The organism is Synechococcus sp. Cruz CV12-2-Slac-r (assembly GCF_024346075.1).
Lineage (GTDB): Bacteria > Cyanobacteriota > Cyanobacteriia > PCC-6307 > Cyanobiaceae > Synechococcus_D.
In genome coordinates this window covers 1-19,292 of sequence record NZ_JAGQEK010000015.1, presented here as the reverse complement: position 1 = coordinate 19,292, position 19,292 = coordinate 1, and the positions used below count along the sequence as shown (strand labels likewise).

Genomic DNA, 19,292 nt, shown 5'->3' with positions numbered 1-19,292 from the left:
TCTATGCCATATGGCTCTAATCCAAGCCCAACCAGCTCCTCTATCGCACTTGCGGCGTTATTTGAACCCATTCCTCCCGCGAGCCACCAGGGGCAACTTACGTTTAAGCCGCTTAGCCATTCCAGCGGCAAACTTTTGCCTGTGCCCCCATGCTGATCTGGCACCCATGGCTCCAGCAGAATTTTTTCTGCCACCTCAGTGAATGCTTGCAATTGTCCGAGATCATTTTTCTGCCGCAGCCGCAGCGCTTTCCAGATCGGTAAACCAAGCTGTTGCTTTAATTCATAACAACGCTCAGGGGTTTCCTCCCCATGTAATTGTAAATATTGGTGGCCTGCCTTTGGGCTGAGCTGATCTAACTCAGAATCATTTGGATTCACCACCACCAGCACCCGTTGCACCTGAGGTTTTGCTGCAGCAACGGCTTTCCAAAGCTCCGTTCGTTTATTTGCTGCTAAGAAACGGGGCGAATTTTTAACAGCAATAACGCCAATAGCATCCACCCCAAGCTGGGCCACTGCTGCCGCCTGGGAGGCAATCGTTAAACCGCAGATTTTTAATTTCAACTGAGCCATCCTTAGGTTTCTAGGATGGCGAGATTCAATGCAGGCTGCGCCAGGTGATTAAAGCCCCAGGGGCCCAGGGGTGGCGTTTGTTCCGCTTGGCCGGCATTCCCATACATATCCATCCCAGTTGGTTTGTGGTGTTGGCTCTAGCCTCACTGCTGTTTCAACAACAGTTTGATGGCAATCTATTTGCCGGATTTGGCACCTCCCTGCTGTTGTTTATTTCGGTGTTGCTACATGAGATGGGCCACTCTTTAGTGGCGCTTCGGCTGGGCGTAAAAGTAAACAGCATCACCCTTTTTATGCTGGGGGGTGTGGCCAGCGTGGAGCGAGACCCCCCCACCCCCATGGGTTCTTTAGCGGTAGCGGCAGCCGGCCCCCTGGTGAGCCTGTTGCTGGCGTTAATCCTGTTCTCAGCTATTCAGCCCGCAAGCCAGGGGATGCCCTTGTTAGGGGAAATGGCTAAGGAATTGGCGCAGCTCAATTTGGTACTTGCTTTGTTCAACCTGCTGCCTGGCCTACCGCTGGATGGGGGGCAAATTGTTAAATCTTTGGTGTGGCAATTCAGCGGCAGCCGTGAGAAAGGAGTGCGGATCGCCACTTTTTCTGGGCAATTGCTGGCATGGGGGGCAATATTTTCTGGCGGCTATTTGTTTTTTAACGGTGGTTCTTTTGCCAGTATTTGGCTTGTACTTTTGGGGTGGTTTGGCCTCGGCGCTTCCAGCCAGCAGTTGCAATTACTGGCTCTGCAGCGCGCTTTACAGCAACTACAAGTTAAAGATGCTGCCGGAAGGCGTTTAAGGGTGTTGCAACCATCAGACACCCTGCGGCAACTCAGCGAGTTGCGTTTAGCTAGTGATTCCCCCAGGCCTGATTGGGTTTTGCTCTGTGAGGCCGGCCGTTGGCAGGGTTTCATAGACGATGGCCCTTTGAAGGAAATACCGGTACAAAATTGGGATCGTGAGCGCTTAGGTGAACATCAAAAGCCATTAACTGAGCTTGCTTCAATCATTGAGAGCGCCCCCCTTTGGCAAGCGGTTTTGGCTTTGGAAAGCAGTTCCCAGGGTCGTCTGTTGGTTTTGAGTTTGGCTGGATTACCAATGGCTACTTTGGAGCGTTCTGATTTATCGGAAGCAGTTTTGCGGCGTTTGTCGTTGCGCTTACCGCAGCAGCTATTGGAGCAAGCCAGACGCGAGGGGGGTTATCCCTTGGGATTATCACTTGCGCCCATAGCAGAAAGTGTGGCGGCCTTACCAGAGGTGAGGGCAGCCTCAGGCCAAGGTAGTAGCAAAGGTTGAGAGCTAAAAAGCCAATCCTTGGCACTATCAATCAAAACTGTTTCCAGGGCTGCGCTACTGATAAACACAGTTCCAGTAGCAGTTGTGAGTGGCGGCGGCGGAGTTTCATTAAAAAGCTCATGCCAGAGATGGCTTTGAATTTGCAATTGAATCGATCCCTGTTGCAGCAGGTTTCCTTTGCGCCATAACTGGGCACTACCAATGCGTTTATTTCCACTTTGGTCTACTAAATCAGCGGCAGTTGCACGGGCAAAACAATGGCCTTCGATGTTTATTTGTTTTTGATACCCCTGGCTAAGCGGCGCCCCGAGCTGCTGCAATGCACGGCTCAACCATTGGTTTAAACACTGATAGCTGAGCCGATTCCCCCTGGGCGGTTTTGCTACCGCAACCGTGTAGCAGAGATCCGCGCCGTGTAAAACGCAGCCGCCACCGGTGGGGCGTCTCACTACTGCCAGGGCGTTTGTTTTGTTGGGGATGGCCTGATGGCGACCGATTGAGATACAGGTGCTTTCCCATTGATAAAGGCGTAAATAAGCGCCGATAGCTTCGTTTTGTTCAAGCTGATCGAGCATCCAAAGATCAAGCTCCATTTGCTTTTCACCTGCAGCCATCAGGGTTGGCATTAAGGCCCAATTGGTGCATGCCATCAGCGAGGCTGAGGGGGCAGTGCTTTGTGGCTCCGAGGAATGCTCCAGTTGTTGCTCCTGCTTCCTCTTGGAATCTTGGCGGGAATCCTTGCTGGTTTGCTTGGTATCGGTGGTGGTTTGGTGTTTTCGCCATTGCTTTTGTGGCTTGGCTTAAGCCCCCACCAAGCGCTTGCCACTAGCACCCTGGCGATTGTTCCCACCACCGCCGGTGGCAGTTGGGCCCATTTGCGCCGGGGATTATTGCCTTGGCGATCCGCTTTAGCAATCGGCTCTGGGGCCTTGGTTTTCGGACTTTTATTCGGCCGCCTTGGTGCTGCCCTGCCGGCTTGGCAACTGCTGGCCTCGCAGGCTTTGATGTATGGAGCCTTAACTCTGTTTGTTCGGCCGGGGGAGCTAGCCCCAAGTGAAACGGCACTCAACACAAGGCAACCTTTGCTGGCTTTGCTTTGCCTGGGGGCAGTTGCTGGTTTGGCCGGCGGTTTGCTTGGCCTCGGCGGCGGCCTTGTGATGGTTCCAGTGATGGTGAGCGCCTTGCGCCTACCGATTCATCTCGCGATTCGTTTAAGCACCTTTGCGGTGCTTTGCGCTTCCAGCGTTGCAGGTTTGCTGTTTTTGCAAGCGGGCCGAGGTGAATGGCTTTCAGCCTTGGTTTTAGGCGGATCTGCAGCGATTGGAGCCCGTTGGTCTGCAGCGCGTTTGCAGCGGGTGAAACCGGCCCAACTTGCGTGGCTGTTGCGGCTGCTTACTTTGCTGCTGGCAATTGATAGCGCTAGAAGGGCTGCAATGCTTTTTTATAAATAGATGCGCAGCCCAGTGATCATATTTATCTCTTAACGCAGCTTCATTTTGAATGCTGCATGGTATACACTTATAAAAGTTGATTTGTTTTCGCTGTGAACCAAAATTCTATTAAGGTTGGCGCTGCGGTAATTGCATTTATCGCCATCCTTGTGGCCCTTACTGATATTGAGGTGGGATTAGTGCGATGGGTAAGTTGTGGTCCGTTTTCCACCCCCGGAGAAGATCGCAGTGAACTTTGCAAAAGAAAATTATAAATAACCTAAGGCATATCCTTTGGCCAAAAGCTTGGATCAAGTTCAAAGCCTAATGCAGCAACCATTTGGTTTAAATTGTTTTTTATTTGATAACCCTGCATTTGGCTCCAATGGTCTAAAAGAAATAAGCGATGGCTTACCCATAAACTCAACGCGTCCTCACTAAACCTTATCCCTTCAGTTTTATTGAAACTATGGGGCACCAACATTGCCACGTGCCTACTCAACTGACCATTTTCACGCTCAAGCAGCAAAGGCAACCAGGGGCAAAGTGCATCAGCTCTTAGGCTCCAAAGCCTGCATTCAGCTATTTCGCTAAGTTCCCTTGGGTCATTTTCTGGCCTTGGCCACTCCAGTTGTAATTGTAATTTTGATTCCAATTGGAGAAGCTCCTTCACGGGCAATACCCAAATTGGTTCCAAGGCTTCAATGTTAAGCCCCATAATCTGGCCGGCGCTGATATTTATGGTTTGGATTTGAGTCATTTGCTTACTCTGGCAACTCTTTGGCTTACATTTACAGCATGATCTGCCATTCGTTCAATACAACGCAGCACCAAAACTAGTAGTAAGGAAGCTTCATATGCTTGTGCTGAGGTGGGAATTGGATCCATCATTTTTTCTAGAAGTTGTTCGTAGTCTGTATCTACTAAATCATCAAAATTTTGTAATTTAGCTCCAGCGCTGCCATCATCTTCGCTAACGCAATCAAGGGCAAGAGCAAGCAGTGAACGACAACGATCTAACATTATTAAAATTGCATCCCTTTGCGGTAATGGTTGAGAGGGCAGTAACCTCTCTCCTAATTCAGCTAATTCTTTGCAATAATCGCCAATGCGCTCTAAATCTCTAACACAGTGAATATAACTTAGAACCTCGCGAACCTGTTGCTCAGATAAGCTTTTATCAGTTAGTAATTGAGTGCAATTATTTTCTAATTGATGATAAAGGATATCAATTTTATCATCGCTACTTCGTATCTGAGGCGCTGCTTCCATATCTGCAATCGCAAGAACGGATCTCGCTAGAACCGCCGATTCCTCCACCATGGAACCCAGCTTCAAAAGTTGTTGCTTAAGACTGTTTAAAGCCAGTGAATCTGGGCTAGGGGCGTTTTGCCCTGCCTTTTGCATGCGCCTCCAAGCCAGGATGGTCATGAACTGAGGGATAGCAATTAGCAACCTAGTTGGCCGAAGCCGCTAAGAGCTGTAACAGGAGCGATCTTTTTTATGCTATTTGGTGGAGGATGGCATGGTTTGCTGTAACGCCGTGGATTCCGTTGTTTCCCAAGTTGAGATCTACATCGCCCTGATCGTTGCGCTCCATGGTGCTGTTTTGGCGATGCGCCTTTGCGTGAGCCTTTACAGGGCTTGATCTGGCTGCTAAAAGCGGGTGTGTTGTTTGCTTTTTAGTGCGAAACGAGAAAACTGCACGGCAAGCAAGCCCACCACGTCGCACTGCTTCCCATTTGCGTCCGTTAGCTGATCCAGCACCTGCTGTTGTGTTGGCTTCCAGCGCATCGATTGCAAGGGAGGAGATCATGTTTGCCGGTTTGGGCCTGTTGTTGAAAACAGCGGGGCTGCTTTTAGCGGTTGTTACCCTGGCGAAATTAGCCCTAGCCCATCAGCATCGCCTTGATCGGCATGGTGAAATTCAAGCGGTGCTGCAATTGCAATTGGATCGCCTTCAAAAACAACAAGTGCAGCTGGATCGGCTTTTTTCAAGCGATGGCCAACAGGTGGTGTTCCAGCAAGAACAGCAGTGGATTGCCCCAAATCGCCGCCGTGTTGTTTGGTCGCCAGCAGTACCAAGCCCCTAACTTTTTGACTATTTCATTCTTTTCTGATGAACAATCCTGCCGCTGATAGAGAAAACCGGCTGGTAATTGTTACTGGTGCATCTTCTGGCGTTGGATTATGGGCTACAAAAGCACTGCTTGATCTTGGTTGCAAGGTTGTTATGGCGGTTCGTGATACCACCAGGGCTCAAATTGCAGCAGCAGCATTGGGGCTTTCGGCGAAAAACTTAATTCCACTAACCCTTGAATTGTCTGATTTGAATTCAGTTCGAGAATTCGTTAAATCTTTTCGCAACTTAAATCTACCCCTTGATGCTCTTGTTATTAATGCTGCAATATATAAACCATTACTAAAACAACCGGAATGGAGTGCTCAAGGTTATGAATTCACGATGGCCACTAATCATCTGGGTCATTTCTTGCTCACCCGATTGCTTTTAGAAGATTTAATGAATTCTGATAAGCCTGATCGACGCGTTATTACCCTTGGCACAGTAACAGCTAATTCAAGTGAACTTGGCGGTAAAATTCCAATCCCAGCACCGGCAGATCTAGGCAATTTAGCAGGTTTTGAGCAAGGTTTTAAGGATCCAATCGCCATGGCAAATGGCAAAACGTTTAAACCTGGAAAGGCTTATAAAGATAGTAAACTTTGCAACATGATTATCAGCCTGGAGTTGCATCGTCGTTTCCATAGCTCCACTGGGATTACATTTAGCTCTTTATATCCAGGATGCGTAGCTGATAGCCCATTGTTTCGCCATAGTTTCCCCGCCTTCCAGCGAATCTTTCCCTGGTTTCAAAAAAATGTTACCGGTGGTTATGTAAGCCAAGAACTGGCTGGTAATCGCGTCGCTCAAGTAGTTGATTCGAATGAATTCAAAGCTTCTGGTGTGCATTGGAGTTGGGGAAATAGGCAGAAGAAGAATCAGCAACAATTTCAACAGCAATTATCAAGTAAGATAACTGATCTTGAAACAGCAGAAAAAGTTTGGGATTTATCTAGTAAATTAGTTGGTTTAAATTGATTTCCTAATATAGTTTTAATTGTAGTTTTAGATGTAGTTAGTTATCAGCTACCTGGCAGTGCCCTCAGGGCTTCATTTGATCCCATTACCACAAGTAGCTCGTTAGCTTGCAGAATGTGAGAAGCGGGAGGATTAACAAATAGTTTACCGCTTGGCCCTGCAGCAAGAACGCTCACATTGTAATGCTTACGCAGATTTATTTCTCGCAAAGATTTGCCTATGAATTCCTGGGGTATTTTTATCTCTTCAATACTATTTATATCATCTAGCCTGAGCTGTTCTAGTAAATTAGGGCGGATAAGTTCCATTCCCAATCTCCTGCCTTGCATCTTTGATGGGAAAACAACCCGATCGGCACCAACCCGTTCCAGCATTTTTTGGTGAAGATCACTTGTTGCCCTAGCGATCACCTGTTTCACCTTTGTGCCAGGGGTATCTTTACAAATCAAGGTGGCGGTAATACTTGCTTCTATCGGTTCGCTGATCGCCACTACCACAGTGGATAGTTCTAATACCCCAGCGGCCCGCATCGCCTCCTCATCAGTGCAATCCACCACTCGGCTTTCGATTGACGCATCAAAATGCCTCAATTCATCTATGGCCCGTTGGCTCGAATCAACGGCCAACACATCAGCTCCAGAGCGCAGCAATTCAGCGCAAACGGATGAACCAAAACGTCCCACTCCAATCACTGCAAAGCCCCCCGCTTCGCCGTTGTTGCTCCACTGCCACCACTGATTCATATTTGAAGGTTGAATTGCCATATTTCTACTCGAAAACCTTACACATACAAATCTTCCTTGGGATAACCCACCCTGGTTTCAGCTGTGCTGCCGTAGATGGCGGAAAGCAGGAGCAAAATGCCGATTCGGCCAACAAACATACCAACCATTAGCACAAGTTGGCCCCAGCGGCTGAGGTTTGCAGTTACGCCTAGATCAAGCCCCACGGTGCCAAAGGCGGAAACACATGTGAAAAGCTTTTCAATAAAACTGTAGTTCTGATGATTTGAAAGGCCGATAGCCGTTGGACCTATCCCCAATGAAAGTGCCATCAATACAACAAATAAAAGCGAAGCAATCGTTACGCCCACCGCCCTTAATACAGTGCGATCCGGAATCATGCGGCGGTGCATTAATACATTCTGCCGCCCTTGCAGAGTTGAACGGGTTGCACCCATTAAGATTGCAAATGTTGTGGTTTTTATGCCGCCACCTGTGCCGCCTGGGCTGGCTCCAATAAACATTAATACAATCATCAAAAGTAAACCAGCATCAGTTATTGATTCGGCAGATAAAGGAATCGTGTTAAACCCAGCGGTGCGAGTGCTGATTGATTGAAAAAGACTAATTTGAAATTTTTGCAATAAATTAAACTGCGTTATTGCCCCAGCCTCAAGGCCAAAATGCTCTGTAAATATCAAGCCTAAGCAACCTAAAGCTATTAAACCAACAGTTGTTCTTAATACCAGCCTGGTATGGAGGCTTAGGCGCTTTAGGTTTTTCAAGCGTTTCCGGTTTGCCCATAAATCATTTGTTACCCACCAACCGATACCACCAATCACAATCATTGAAGCAATAACTGCATTCACAACAATGTTGTCTCTGTAGTTCTCTAGATTTTTAGCCCACAGCCCAAATCCAGCGTTGTTGTAAGCGCTGATCACATGAAATATTGAAGCCCATGCTCTTTTGGCTGGATTTTCAATATCAGTAAAACCAAAGAAGTAGAGCACGGCAGCACCAATACCCATCACCCAAGCGGCGCATATCAAAATTCCTTGAAAAGTGGGGCCTATGCCGCCAACGCCAAATTCATCAAGGGCACGACCTTTATCTAAGCGTTGCCGCAGGCCTGAACGCCCTTGCACAAAACCTTGTAAAAATGTTGTGATGGCCATCAAGCCAAGGCCGCCAACTAAAATTAATCCACTTAGCACAATTTGCCCCAAAATTGTTAGATCTTGATCTACAACAATTATTGATAAGCCGGTAACTGTAATCGCAGAAGTAACAGTAAATAAAGCTTCCCAAAGGCCCACAGAGTCACTTGAACATAGGGGTGATGAAAGTAAAAAAGTACCCACAATTATTACTAGCAACCCTGTTAACACTGTGAATTGTGGCACCGTGAGCCGCTCACGCCGGTGCTGCAGAGCAGCAACACTGTTTGTGATGAATGTTTTATCCATGCGTCACAACCTACCTCTAAACTACAAAAAATTTCTACTACCAACTTGTCTCGCCCTCAAGGAATTCACTCCCACAGCCTCACTTCAGAGCAGTGTTTGCAGGAATTGGCAAGCTTCCCGAATGGTTTGAGCCGGGTTGAGGCGTCTCGCCGGCTTGCGGCTGCAGGCCCAAACCGCTTGGAGCTAGCCCAGGGTCGCAGCACCTGGAAAATTCTTTGGGATCAATTCAGCAACGTGATGTTGCTGATGTTGCTTGCGGTGGCAGCGGTATCTGCGGCAGTAGCCCTCCATAAGGATGTGTTCCCTAAAGATGCGATCGCAATTTTGGTGATCGTTGGCTTAAACGGTTTGCTTGGTTATCTGCAGGAAAGTAAAGCTCAACAGGCTTTGCTTGCCTTGCGAAACATGGCTCAGCCGATGGTGCAGGTGAAACGTGATGCTGAATGGCAACGTATAAGTAGTGAAGAACTTGTTGTTGGCGATGTAATACGCCTTGAAGCTGGTGATCGCGTTCCAGCTGACGCGCGTTTAATTGAAGTGGCTGAACTTGGCGTGCGGGAAGCGGCTCTTACCGGTGAAGCGGAAACGGTATTTAAAAATTCCAACTTGCTGCTTGATATCTCCACCCCTGTGCTTGAGCGCACCAATTGCTTATTTCAGGGCACTGAAGTGGTGAGAGGCCGTGGAGTAGCGCTGATAACAGCCACTGCCATGGCCACCGAATTAGGCCAAATTGCTGAGTTGATTAACACTGCAGGGGGAGAGAGCACCCCGTTGCAGCAACGCCTTGATGGCCTTGCAAAGGTATTGGTAATTGGCGCATTGGCTCTTGTAGCGCTGGTGATGCTGTTAGGTGCCCTGCTGGGGCAATCCCTTCTGAACTTGCTTGAGGTGTCGCTTTCTATGGCAGTGGCGATTGTGCCTGAAGGTCTACCTGCTGTTATCACCGTTACCCTCGCTATAGGCACTCAACGCATGGTTAAGAGGGCCGCTTTGATTCGGCGTTTGCCAGCGGTGGAGGCCCTCGGTTCAGTAACGGTTATTTGCTCCGATAAAACCGGCACCCTTACTCAAAACCGCCAAGTGGTGCAGGAATTGCGCATTGGCACTGAAAGTGTCGCTGTTACTGGCGAGGGTTACTCCCCCAGCGGCATGCTCACCAGCAGGCTGCTCACCCCACCTCAAAATTCCTCCCCCGGCTCCAGCGCTGAGGCAAGGCAGTTGTTGTTGCATGCCGGTGTGTTGTGTAGTGATGCCGAGTTAAAACAAGATGCCGAAAAGAATTGGGAGATCCTTGGCGATCCCACTGAAGGCGCTCTTGTTGTAGTGGCAGCAAAAGCTGGCATCGATGCTTTTGCAATTCGCAGCAAGTTCAAGCGTGTTGCCGAAATTCCATTTAGTTCAGAGCGTCAGCTGATGGCTGTGTGGTTGCAAGACCCCAGCGGTGAATTGCAAGCCCCCCTCGGCTCCATAGCAAATGGTTCCACTCGGCTCTTGATCAGTAAGGGAGCCCCTGAGGTAATTATTGGCAATTGCAAGCGCTGGATTGATGCTTCTGGTGTTGCGACCCTTTCACTAGAACAACAGCAGTGGTGGCTGGATCAAGCTCAGGGCCTTGCGGCAGCAGGTTTAAGAGTGCTGGCTTTTGCCTGCGCTCCCCACCACGAAAGCCCAAACCATGAATTAGATGATCAGGTGCTTTTAGGTTTAATGGCTCAGCTGGATCCAGCCCGGCCAGAGGTTATCAAGGCGATTGCCACCTGCCGCCAAGCCGGTATTCGCCCGGTAATGATCACCGGCGATCACCCGCTTACGGCAAAAGCGATTGGCGCTGGTATTGGTTTATGCGATCTAGATGCTGAGGTGGTGCTCGGCCGTGAATTGGAAGGTTTTAATGATGAGCGCCTGCAGGAGGTGGTAATGCAGAACAGCGTTTATGCAAGGGTGCCACCTGAGCAGAAGTTGCGCATTGTGAAGGCGCTGCAGGCAAGGGGGCAGGTGGTAGCAATGACCGGGGATGGTGTTAACGATGCTCCAGCTTTAAAGCAAGCTCATATCGGCGTAGCCATGGGAATCACAGGAACTGAAGTGAGCAAAGAAGCTGCAGATATGGTGCTATTAGATGATAATTTTGCCACCATAGTTAATGCTGTAGAAGAGGGGAGATTAGTTTATGCAAATATACGCCGATTTGTTAAATATATTTTAGGTAGTAATGTGGGTGAATTAATTACAATTGCATCTGCGCCTTTGCTGGGCTTGGTTGGTGTGCCCTTAACGCCTTTGCAAATCCTGTGGATGAATTTGGTTACAGATGGAGTTCCAGCTTTGGCATTAGCCCTTGAACCCGGCGAAAAAGGTTTGATGGATAGGGCCCCAGCTGAACCTGGCGAATCAATCTTTGCCCGCGGCATTGGCCGTTACATTCTGCGAGTTGGTGTGATATTTGCGTTGATTGTGATCGCTTTGATGTTCTACGCATCTCGAAATAATGCCCCTTGGCAAACAATGGTGTTTACCACCCTTTGCCTAGCGCAGATGGGTCATGCCCTATCGGCTCGCAGCGATTTACCTTTAATTCAAGTGGCACCCTTTTCAAACCCATGGCTGATCTGGGCAGTGCTGCTCACTTCTGGCCTGCAATTATTGCTGCTTTATGTGCCTTGGCTTTCAAACTTCTTTGGCACCACAGCTTTAAAAGGGCACGATCTACTCATTTGTGTTGGGTTTAGCCTGCTTTTCTTTTTATATTTAGAGCTAGAAAAAATCTGGCGGCAGTGGCGCCTCAAAGGAGAAGCGCATAGCTAATTTCGCTGAAACAACGGGATGGCATCCCCATTTGTGGCATCCCACTACCCAAGTAGTTTCGAGCCCAACGCCAATGCGGGTGCGTTGCGCCAAAGGTAGTGAACTGGAGCTTGATGATGGCAGGGTGCTAATCGATGCGATTAGTAGTTGGTGGGTAACACTGCATGGCCACGCTGAACCCAGCATTGCCGCAGCAATTTCCCGCCAGGCGGTGTTACTGGAGCAGGTTATTTTTGCCAATTTCAGCCATGAACCGGCTGAAGATTTGGCAACCAAATTAAGTGCCCTTACCGGCTTAGATCGGCTCTTCTTTTCTGATAACGGCTCCACGGCGGTAGAGGTGGCTTTAAAGATCGCCTGGCAATGGTGGAGGAATCAAGGCAGCAAGAGGCATCAGCTCATTGCTTTTGAAGGTGCTTATCACGGCGACACCTTCGGAGCTATGGCTCTAGGTGATCGTTCTTTATTCACCGAAGCCTATGAACCACTGCTTTTTAATGTGGCAAGGGTTGCTTGGCCCCATTGCCATTGGGGCGATAACAGTGTGGAATTGCAGGAGCAGCAGGCCTTAAGCCAGTTGGCGTTGGCGTTGGAGACACCAACTGCAGCGGTGATTCTCGAACCTTTGCTTCAGGGCGCTAGTGGTATGCGCCAAGTGCGTCCAGGCTTCCTAAGAGCAGTGGCGGAAATGGTGCAGGGCTCTGGAGCGCTGCTAATTGCCGATGAGGTTTTTACTGGTTTTGGCCGCACCGGAGCACTATTCGCCTGCGAAAAAGCGGGCATAAAAGCTGATCTGATGGCTCTCTCGAAGGGGCTTACAGGTGGTTTTATGCCAATGGGCGCAACGATGGCTAGTGAACGGCTTTATCAAGGATTTATTAGTGAACGGCCAACCGACACTTTTTTCCATGGCCATAGCTTTACGGCTAATCCTTTGGGTTGCGCCGCTGCCTTAGCAAGCCTTGAGTTGCTGCAGCAAAACTCCGAGCGGTTCAGTGGTTTTGAGGAGCGGCATATTCCTTTATTGAAACAGCTCAGCATTAACCCATTGGTGCGGCAACCGCGTTGCTTGGGCAGCATGGCCGCCTTTGAAGTGAATGCAGGTGAAAACAGCTATCTCAACCCAGTGGGTAAACAGATCCAACGGCATTGCCTGGAGCTAGGCGTGTATTTGCGCCCTCTCGGCAATGTGGTGTATTTGTTGCCGCCTCTCTGTATTAGTGATTCCCAGCTTCAGCGTTGTTATGGGGCTTTGGAGCAGGCCCTAGATGCTTTGGCTTAGCTGGCAGCAGGTGTTACTAAGCGGCGGTTTAAAAGCAGTAAGCCAACCACTGTTGTGAAGCTCACCATTAATACAAGAGCTGAAAATTGAGCTGGGCTAATTACTTCATTTGCAAGGGCAGTGGTTGCAAATACCAAGCCCGGCAAGCCGCGTGGAATCAAACCAAACACCACTACCCAGCGATCAATCCCAGCAGCTTGATCTTTTTGGTTGATGCCAAAGGCGCAGATCAGTTTGCAGCCGATTGCCAGCACAACAAGGGTTAGGGCTAGGGCCCAAGCACCAGGTTGGAGCAACGTGCTTGCCTGAATCCGCATGCCCACGCTGATGAAATAAAGGGGCAAAAACACCTCAGAAAGAAGTGCCAGGTTGCTGCGCAGGTTTGCAGCTTCTTTCCCCCCGGCTGGCATCGGCGCTATGCGGTTAAGCAGCACTCCGCCCCAAAGGGCGCCGAGCAAACTGGTGAGCTGGCCAACTTCGCCAATCCAGCTGCAAGTAATTAACAGCAGCAGCACCCCCAACAAATCTGGTTGCCAGGGGCCATAGCGCTTCAGCCACCATTTACTTAGGGGCATACTTAATAACATCAACGCAATAGCAATCGCTGGTAATGGGCTTGTGTTACCAGGTGCTGCTCCCATGGCAACTGATGCGGTAAGCAAGGCGATAGCAGGTAAATCATCCAGCACGGAAACACCCACCAGTAATCGCCCCGATGCGGTGTGTAGAGCATTTGCTTGGCCTAGTGCCCGCAGGGTTACGCCAGTGCCGGTGGCACTAAGCACGGCCACGCAGAGAATTGTGCTGGCATTTGAAAGCCCAAATCCCTGTTGCAATGGCCACCAAGCCAGCAGTGGTGTGAGCGCAGAAAGCAGCACGGTGCGCAGCACTGCTGCAGGTCTTGAACCCAGCAGTCCGCCTTGCACTTCAAGCCCCACCATAAAAAAAAGTGTGAGCACTCCTAATTCAGTAAGCCCGGCTAACGGTGCAATGCGGCTATAGGGCAAAAAGCTATTACCAAGTAAAAAGCCCACCACAAGTTCCAGCACAATCGCCGGCAGCGCCAAACCTTTTAAGCGGTTAGCAGTAAGCCGAGCAAGTAGAGCTCCCACTAGGAGTAGCAACAAAGTGCTGAGTAATGAAGAACCCATCAGTGCACAGTTTTACTCACTTATTAGGCCAATAAAACTAAGCTCAAGGCCATCACGGCCATGCCTGCAATCAAACTCCAAATTGCATGTTGATGTTCGCCATATTCTTTGGCTGCAGGTAGCAATTCGTCAAATGAAATGTAAAGCATCACGCCAGCAACAGCGGCAAATACAAGGCCAAACACCAGTTGATTCGGAAATGAACGAAATAGGAAATATCCCACTAGCCCGCCGATTGGTTCCGCCAATCCAGATAAAAATGAATACCAGAAAGCCTTGCTGCGGCTGCCTGTAGCGAAATAGATAGGTGCAGATACTGCTAAACCTTCAGGTATGTTGTGAATAGCAATTGCCACTGCAATACTCACGCCAAGTTTTGGATTATTTAGTGCTCCAAGAAAAGTTGCAAGCCCTTCGGGGAAATTATGTATCGCAATTGCCACCGCTGAAAATAAACCCATGCGCCATAGGCGTTTACGGCCTAATGCGGTATGGCTATTTTCTTCTCTAGATTGCAGCTTAAAAATTACTGATGAATCATGGGCGGGCAAAAGATTATCAATTAAGGCGCAAAATGCAACCCCCGCAAAAAAAGCAATTACCGTAGCCCCGTAACCCAAGCTATTGCCAAGGATCGGTTGCAGTGCAAGCCTTGCTTTTGGCAGGATCTCAACAAGAGATACATATATCATCGCCCCCGCAGAAAACCCAAGCGATAAAGTTAAAAATGTATTGCTAGATCTACGAGTGCTAAGCCCAAGTAGGCTTCCGATACCTGTTGATAGCCCGGCAAAAAGTGTTAAAGAAAGGGCAAAGCCACTATTTTGAACTGTGTTTACAAGCATTTAATACTCATTTTCACAATTAGTGACTGCAAGTTAATTAATCAATCAAAACCAAGCAGATCAAATATTTCACGATCTTTCAGGGATTCGGCTTCCAATGGCTTTACATTGTCTAACATTCTTTGGGCAAGAGCTATGTATTCATTTTGCACCGCTTCCACCTCAGGGGTGGCTTCCATTTCAAAAATTGTGCATTTTTTGAGGCGGGAGCGGCGAATAGCATCAAGGTCTGGGAAATGGGCCATCGTGCGCATGCCTACTCTCTCGTTATATTTATCAATTTGATCGGTATCATTACTTCTGTTAACTACAACACCACCAAGGCGAACTTTATAATTTTTTGCTTTTGCTTGAATTGCTGCAATAATTCGATTCATCGCAAAGATTGAATCAAAATCATTTGCTGTAACAATTAAGCAATAGTTTGCATGCTGGAGAGGTGCAGCAAAACCACCGCAAACCACGTCGCCAAGCACATCAAAAATCACCACATCTGTGTCTTCTAGAAGATGATGTTCCTTTAGAAGTTTTACAGTTTGGCCTGTTACATAACCGCCGCAGCCAGTGCCAGCTGGCGGACCGCCGGATTCCACACACATCACTCCGTTATATCCTTCAAATACAAAATCTTCAGGTTTTAGTTCTTCTGTGTGAAAGTCAACAGTTTCTAAAATATCTATCACCGTGGGCACCATCTTTTTGGTGAGGGTGAAGGTGCTGTCGTGTTTTGGATCGCAGCCGATCTGTAATACACGCTTCCCTAATTTCGAAAATGCCGCCGATAGATTTGAAGAGGTGGTGGATTTACCGATTCCTCCTTTTCCATAAACAGCAATAACTAGGGCGCCCTCCTCAATTTTCATTGAGTCGTCTAGATGCACCTGCAGGCTGCCTTCTCCATCTTCTCGGCTGTTTTTGCTGCTGCTGGGGGGGGGTAATGGTGGCGGTCATTTGGGATTCAAGGGTTGGTGTATGAAAGTTGTGAGGCTGAAATTGGCTGGAGATGGGAAACCAGGAAGATAGTGTTACCGCGTGAAATGGGCCTTGGCTTCATATAGCACCTCATCTGTTATTTCACTTATCCCGCGCTCATGGGCAAAGGTTTCAGTGTTGCGTTTAACTTTACCCCTTACAAAAAAGGGAATCCGGCCTAACTCTGCGCTACCGCTACTGGTCCAGCTACACCCGCCAGAAACAGTTGCTGGAACAGCTGCTTCTTCTGCAACAAGTTTATCTGCGGGAGCTTTCTGGCCCTTATGGCTCATATGCCCTTCAACAAACTCAAAATCATGGCGGAACATGCCGATTAAGTGCTCCTCCAAGCCCATCATCAATGGATGCACCCAGCTATCAAAGATCACATTCGCACCTTCCCAGCCCATTTGCGGGGCATAGCGCGCGGGCACATCTTGCACATGTATGGGGGCTGAAATTACAGCGCATGGAATACCAAGCCTTTTGGCGCTATGGCGTTCCATTTGGGTGCCCAGCACAAGTTCTGGCGCAGCGGCAGCCATGGCTGCTTCCACTTCTAGGTAATCGTCGCTGATCAAAGCTTCAATTCCTAATTCTTGGGCGGCAGCTCGCACCGCCCGTGCCTGCTCACGGCAGTAGCTGCCAAGGCCCACCACTTGAAAACCAAGCTCTTTACTTGCTATCCGCGCAGCTGCAATCGCATGGGTTGCATCAGCAAAAATGAATACACGTTTGCCGGTGAGGTATGTGGAATCAACCGATTGGGAATACCAGGGCATTCTTGAGCGATCTGGAGGAGCTGGAATTTGATCAAGCTCTAAAACCGCTGCTAACTCCTCCCGGAATTGTTGAATTGCACCGATGCCAATTGGCACTGTTTTGATACTTACCATCCCTAATTGACGTTCCAACCAGCTGCAGCTGCTTTCAGCAATTTCTGGATACAAACAAATGTTTGCATCGGCTTCTGGAATTCGCTTTAGATCTGCAGGGCTTGCCCCAAGGGGTGCGGCCACATGCACATCAACGCCAAGTTCTGAGAGTAATTTCGTAACTTCAATTACGTCGTCGCGGCAACGAAATCCCAGCAGGCTTGGGCCCAGTAGGTTCACTCTCGGCTTACGTTGCTCGCTGCGCCAGCGGCTTGGCGATGGTTTTTCTGCACCTGGATTAAGGGCTTGATCTTTCAGCAAGGTGCGAAGCAGTTGGTAAAACGTTTCGGAAGCACCCCAATTTTCTTTTTTTGAATAAGCAGGTAATTCAAGATTCACAATTGGCAGATTGAAGCCCATGCCTTGGGCCAAGCTACCGGGCTGATCTTGAATTAATTCTGCTGTGCAGCTTTCACCAACCAATAAGGCTTGGGGTTGAAAGCGCTCCACTGCATCACTAATTGAACGCTTTACAAGCTCGGCTGTGTCGCCGCCTAGATCGCGAGCTTGAAATGTGGTGTATGTAACCGGTGGGCGCTTGTTTTGGCGCTCGATCATCGTGAACAACAAATCGGCGTAAGTGTCGCCTTGGGGGGCATGAAGCACGTAGTGCACCCCTTCCATCGAGGTGGCTATTCGCATTGCCCCCACGTGGGGGGGGCCTTCATAGGTCCAAAGGGTGAGTTCCATGGTTGCTGGAATTTGGTTACGAGTTTTTTGTTAATTGAAGGCGAGCATTGCGCGTCGTCTTAGGGGTCGTGCAAATAATTCAGCTAAGTCACCCGCTTGATCGCAACCGTGAATTGGGCTGAATACCAATTCAATAGACCATTTGGTAGCAAAACCTTCGGCTTCCAATGGATTTGCCAAACCCATACCGCAAACCACAAGATCTGGCTTAGCAGCCCTTACCCTATCTAGCTGTTTTTCAAGATGTTGCCCTTCACTTAATTGCAATCCGGCAGGCAGGAGATCGAGTTCGGGCTGTTGTAACGCTCGATCAAGGTATGGGGTACCCACTTCCACCAGTTCCATTCCGCATTCGCGGTGCAGAAATCTGCCAAGGGGTAATTCCATTTGGGAATCAGGCAACAAAAACAAGCGCTTGCCTTCTAATTCGCGGCGATGGGGCGCCACTGCCGCGCGACCCCGTTCCACCAGGGGATCCAGCACAGAAGCGGTGTGAGCTGGATCAATGCCAAAAGCTGTGGCGGCCGCTTCAAACCAGCGGCTACTACCCTCCACCCCTAGGGGGTATGGGCTGCTCAGAAGTTGAGCGCCACGGCTTTGAAGTGCCCTGGCGGTGGAACCAAGAAATGGTTGCGCCAGAAGCACTTTTGTGCCTTTTCCAAGGCTTGGCAACTCTGTTGATCTGCGGGGTGGAAAGCTGGCAACATTGCTGATGCCGAGCCGTTCAAACAGGGTGAGAAAGCGCTCCTCTACTCCATCTGCAAGGGTGCCCACCAGCAGTAATTGACTTTCATCATTGCGGGGTAAAAAAGGCACCAAGGCGGTAAGAGCATTGTCTTCACCTTGGGTAAATGTGGTTTCGATACCACTACCGCTGTAATTAACCACCCGCACTTGGCCTTGCAGGCGTGTGCTGAGCCGTTCCGCAGCTTTTGCTAAATCGAGTTTGATCACCTCGCTGGGGCATGAACCCACTAAGAACAAGGTGCGAATTTCAGGGCGGCGTACTAGCAGATCTGTAACTACACGATCAAGCTCTTCGTTGGCATCAGCTAATCCAGCAAGATCCCGTTCCCCAAGGATTGCTGTACCAAAGCGCGGTTCTGCAAAAATCATCACGCCTGCAGCACTTTGGATTAAGTGAGCACAGGTGCGGGAACCAACCACCAAAAAGAAGGCATCTGGCATGCGGCGATGCAGCCACACGATTGAGGTGAGTCCGCAAAACACCTCCCGCTGTCCGTTTTCTTTAATGATCTCCAATCGCAGCCCTAATCAACACCTATATAAATAGTGCTTTTTAAGGGGTAAGAGCCAAACCCCTTGTCTTTTTTAAAGGCGCCTACGAAAAGCATCGCCATAAGCAGGGCTTGTGCGATCGCCACTTTCACCACTGCGGCTCAATTTCCACACATTGCGGCTCACTCGACGCGCAATCAAGCCGCCCCGTTCCACCACGGGCGTACCTGGGCGAGCCCCTAATAAAACAGCTACTTCGGAGGTGCTTAGTGGTGCTCCTGTGCGCACAGCTAAATCGGTAAGTTCTAAACGCTGGCGCAGATTCTGCAGATCAGCTGCCTCACCATGGCTTTCATTCCAAATGGTGGTGAAGTTGGTGTCGTGTGCTGTGCCCATCCTTTGCATTAAGCCAAGCCCAATAAAGGCAAGAGCTTGTTCTGGCTTTACCCCTTGATCCATGGCGTGAGCGATCCAATCGGAGAAATTTGCTTGGGGTTCTTGATTGGAAATTGGTTGGGCTTCGGTGGAGTTGGTGGCTGTTTTGCTCGGCATCAGCAGCTCTTGCGTTATTGCCGGAAGGTACCCACTCCCCATAACTACGCAAGGGGTAGAGCGGTAGAGTCGCGCGAGTATTTATAAAAAAGCCCTGCCAAGTTTTGCTGACGATCTCTCTAATAGGCGTCGGCGTGCCGGGTTGAGGGATGGCAGCGCCTCTGTTTCGATTACAGGCACCCAGGTTGATGTGCCTGTAGGCCCTAGTTGCGTCACCGTTACAACAGATAGCG

The 19,292-nt window shown here is 49.3% G+C and carries 20 protein-coding genes; 8 read left to right on the top strand and 12 right to left on the bottom strand.

Annotated elements, in window-relative coordinates; translation table 11 throughout:
- On the bottom strand, positions 1 to 575 hold a 575-nt coding region (locus tag KB557_RS02765; RefSeq protein ID WP_255131272.1), incomplete at its 3' end, for a phosphoribosylanthranilate isomerase.
- 44 nt (positions 576 to 619) lie between these two features.
- On the opposite strand from KB557_RS02765, the gene KB557_RS02760 reads away from it, so the two are divergent.
- Entirely contained in the window at positions 620 to 1,864 is a 1,245-nt protein-coding gene (locus tag KB557_RS02760; RefSeq protein WP_255131271.1) for a site-2 protease family protein, read from the top strand.
- Here KB557_RS02760 and KB557_RS02755 read toward each other — a convergent pair.
- Positions 1,768 to 2,514: a lipoyl protein ligase domain-containing protein gene (locus tag KB557_RS02755; protein ID WP_255131270.1), complete on the bottom strand. Its 747-nt coding sequence runs from the start codon at positions 2,512 to 2,514 to the stop codon at positions 1,768 to 1,770. The two genes, KB557_RS02760 and KB557_RS02755, sit on opposite strands and share 97 nt — an antisense overlap.
- Positions 2,515 to 2,553: 39 nt before the next feature.
- Here KB557_RS02755 and KB557_RS02750 point away from each other — a divergent pair, with 39 nt between their 5' ends.
- Both KB557_RS02750 and KB557_RS02745 read left to right on the top strand, forming a co-directional pair.
- Positions 2,554 to 3,315 (top strand): sulfite exporter TauE/SafE family protein, encoded by a 762-nt coding sequence (locus KB557_RS02750; protein ID WP_255131269.1) that lies wholly within the window; start codon positions 2,554 to 2,556, stop codon positions 3,313 to 3,315.
- 92 nt (positions 3,316 to 3,407) lie between these two features.
- Positions 3,408 to 3,569 carry a hypothetical protein gene (locus KB557_RS02745; protein ID WP_255131268.1) on the top strand — a complete coding sequence of 54 codons (162 nt, stop codon included), beginning with the start codon at positions 3,408 to 3,410 and terminating at the stop codon, positions 3,567 to 3,569.
- A 5-nt stretch (positions 3,570 to 3,574) separates the two neighbouring features.
- Here the strand turns inward: KB557_RS02745 and KB557_RS02740 are convergent, their stop codons facing one another.
- Complete coding sequence (locus tag KB557_RS02740; protein ID WP_255131267.1) at positions 3,575 to 4,054, bottom strand: CRR6 family NdhI maturation factor; 480 nt, start codon at positions 4,052 to 4,054, stop codon at positions 3,575 to 3,577.
- Positions 4,051 to 4,725, bottom strand: a complete 675-nt coding sequence (locus KB557_RS02735; RefSeq protein WP_255131266.1) for a PhoU domain-containing protein — start codon at positions 4,723 to 4,725, stop codon at positions 4,051 to 4,053. Before KB557_RS02735 ends, KB557_RS02740 begins: the two co-directional genes overlap by 4 nt.
- A gap of 94 nt (positions 4,726 to 4,819) precedes the next feature.
- Between KB557_RS02735 and psaM the strand changes: the two genes are divergently transcribed.
- The 3 genes from psaM to KB557_RS02720 are packed head-to-tail and all read left to right on the top strand — an operon-like array spanning position 4,820 to position 6,394.
- Positions 4,820 to 4,942, top strand: a complete 123-nt coding sequence (gene psaM / locus KB557_RS02730; RefSeq protein WP_261354917.1) for a photosystem I reaction center subunit XII — start codon at positions 4,820 to 4,822, stop codon at positions 4,940 to 4,942.
- 37 nt (positions 4,943 to 4,979) lie between these two features.
- Positions 4,980 to 5,387, top strand: a complete 408-nt coding sequence (locus KB557_RS02725) for a hypothetical protein (RefSeq protein ID WP_255131264.1) — start codon at positions 4,980 to 4,982, stop codon at positions 5,385 to 5,387.
- 26 nt (positions 5,388 to 5,413) lie between these two features.
- Positions 5,414 to 6,394 (top strand): protochlorophyllide reductase, encoded by a 981-nt coding sequence (locus KB557_RS02720; RefSeq protein WP_255131263.1) that lies wholly within the window; start codon positions 5,414 to 5,416, stop codon positions 6,392 to 6,394.
- A gap of 44 nt (positions 6,395 to 6,438) precedes the next feature.
- On the opposite strand, the gene KB557_RS02715 is transcribed toward KB557_RS02720, so the two are convergent.
- Positions 6,439 to 7,137 carry a TrkA family potassium uptake protein gene (locus KB557_RS02715; RefSeq protein WP_255131278.1) on the bottom strand — a complete coding sequence of 233 codons (699 nt, stop codon included), beginning with the start codon at positions 7,135 to 7,137 and terminating at the stop codon, positions 6,439 to 6,441.
- Positions 7,138 to 7,175: 38 nt separating this feature from the next.
- Positions 7,176 to 8,585: a TrkH family potassium uptake protein gene (locus tag KB557_RS02710; RefSeq protein WP_255131262.1), complete on the bottom strand. Its 1,410-nt coding sequence runs from the start codon at positions 8,583 to 8,585 to the stop codon at positions 7,176 to 7,178.
- Positions 8,586 to 8,630: 45 nt separating this feature from the next.
- Here KB557_RS02710 and KB557_RS02705 point away from each other — a divergent pair, with 45 nt between their 5' ends.
- Together KB557_RS02705 and bioA are read left to right on the top strand one after the other, a co-directional pair.
- On the top strand, positions 8,631 to 11,393 hold the full coding sequence (locus KB557_RS02705) for a cation-translocating P-type ATPase (protein ID WP_255131261.1): 2,763 nt from the start codon (positions 8,631 to 8,633) through the stop codon (positions 11,391 to 11,393).
- Positions 11,386 to 12,675, top strand: a complete 1,290-nt coding sequence (gene bioA, locus KB557_RS02700; protein ID WP_255131277.1) for an adenosylmethionine--8-amino-7-oxononanoate transaminase — start codon at positions 11,386 to 11,388, stop codon at positions 12,673 to 12,675. The genes KB557_RS02705 and bioA overlap by 8 nt, the downstream gene beginning before the upstream one ends.
- Here bioA and KB557_RS02695 read toward each other — a convergent pair.
- The 6 genes from KB557_RS02695 to KB557_RS02670 all read right to left on the bottom strand — a co-directional run bounded on the left by KB557_RS02695 (position 12,672) and on the right by KB557_RS02670 (position 18,966).
- Positions 12,672 to 13,826, bottom strand: a complete 1,155-nt coding sequence (locus KB557_RS02695; protein WP_255131260.1) for a cation:proton antiporter — start codon at positions 13,824 to 13,826, stop codon at positions 12,672 to 12,674. The genes bioA and KB557_RS02695 overlap by 4 nt on opposite strands.
- Positions 13,827 to 13,849: 23 nt before the next feature.
- On the bottom strand, positions 13,850 to 14,671 hold the full coding sequence (zupT, locus tag KB557_RS02690) for a zinc transporter ZupT (RefSeq protein WP_255131259.1): 822 nt from the start codon (positions 14,669 to 14,671) through the stop codon (positions 13,850 to 13,852).
- Positions 14,672 to 14,712: 41 nt separating this feature from the next.
- Positions 14,713 to 15,558 carry a ferredoxin:protochlorophyllide reductase (ATP-dependent) iron-sulfur ATP-binding protein gene (gene bchL, locus KB557_RS02685; protein ID WP_255131276.1) on the bottom strand — a complete coding sequence of 282 codons (846 nt, stop codon included), beginning with the start codon at positions 15,556 to 15,558 and terminating at the stop codon, positions 14,713 to 14,715.
- 138 nt (positions 15,559 to 15,696) lie between these two features.
- Positions 15,697 to 17,268 carry a ferredoxin:protochlorophyllide reductase (ATP-dependent) subunit B gene (locus KB557_RS02680; protein WP_255131258.1) on the bottom strand — a complete coding sequence of 524 codons (1,572 nt, stop codon included), beginning with the start codon at positions 17,266 to 17,268 and terminating at the stop codon, positions 15,697 to 15,699.
- A gap of 30 nt (positions 17,269 to 17,298) precedes the next feature.
- On the bottom strand, positions 17,299 to 18,537 hold the full coding sequence (locus KB557_RS02675; protein ID WP_255131275.1) for a ferredoxin:protochlorophyllide reductase (ATP-dependent) subunit N: 1,239 nt from the start codon (positions 18,535 to 18,537) through the stop codon (positions 17,299 to 17,301).
- 63 nt (positions 18,538 to 18,600) lie between these two features.
- Positions 18,601 to 18,966, bottom strand: coding sequence for a hypothetical protein (locus KB557_RS02670; RefSeq protein WP_255131273.1), 366 nt, complete (start codon positions 18,964 to 18,966; stop codon positions 18,601 to 18,603).
- Positions 18,967 to 19,292: the final 326 nt, after the last annotated feature.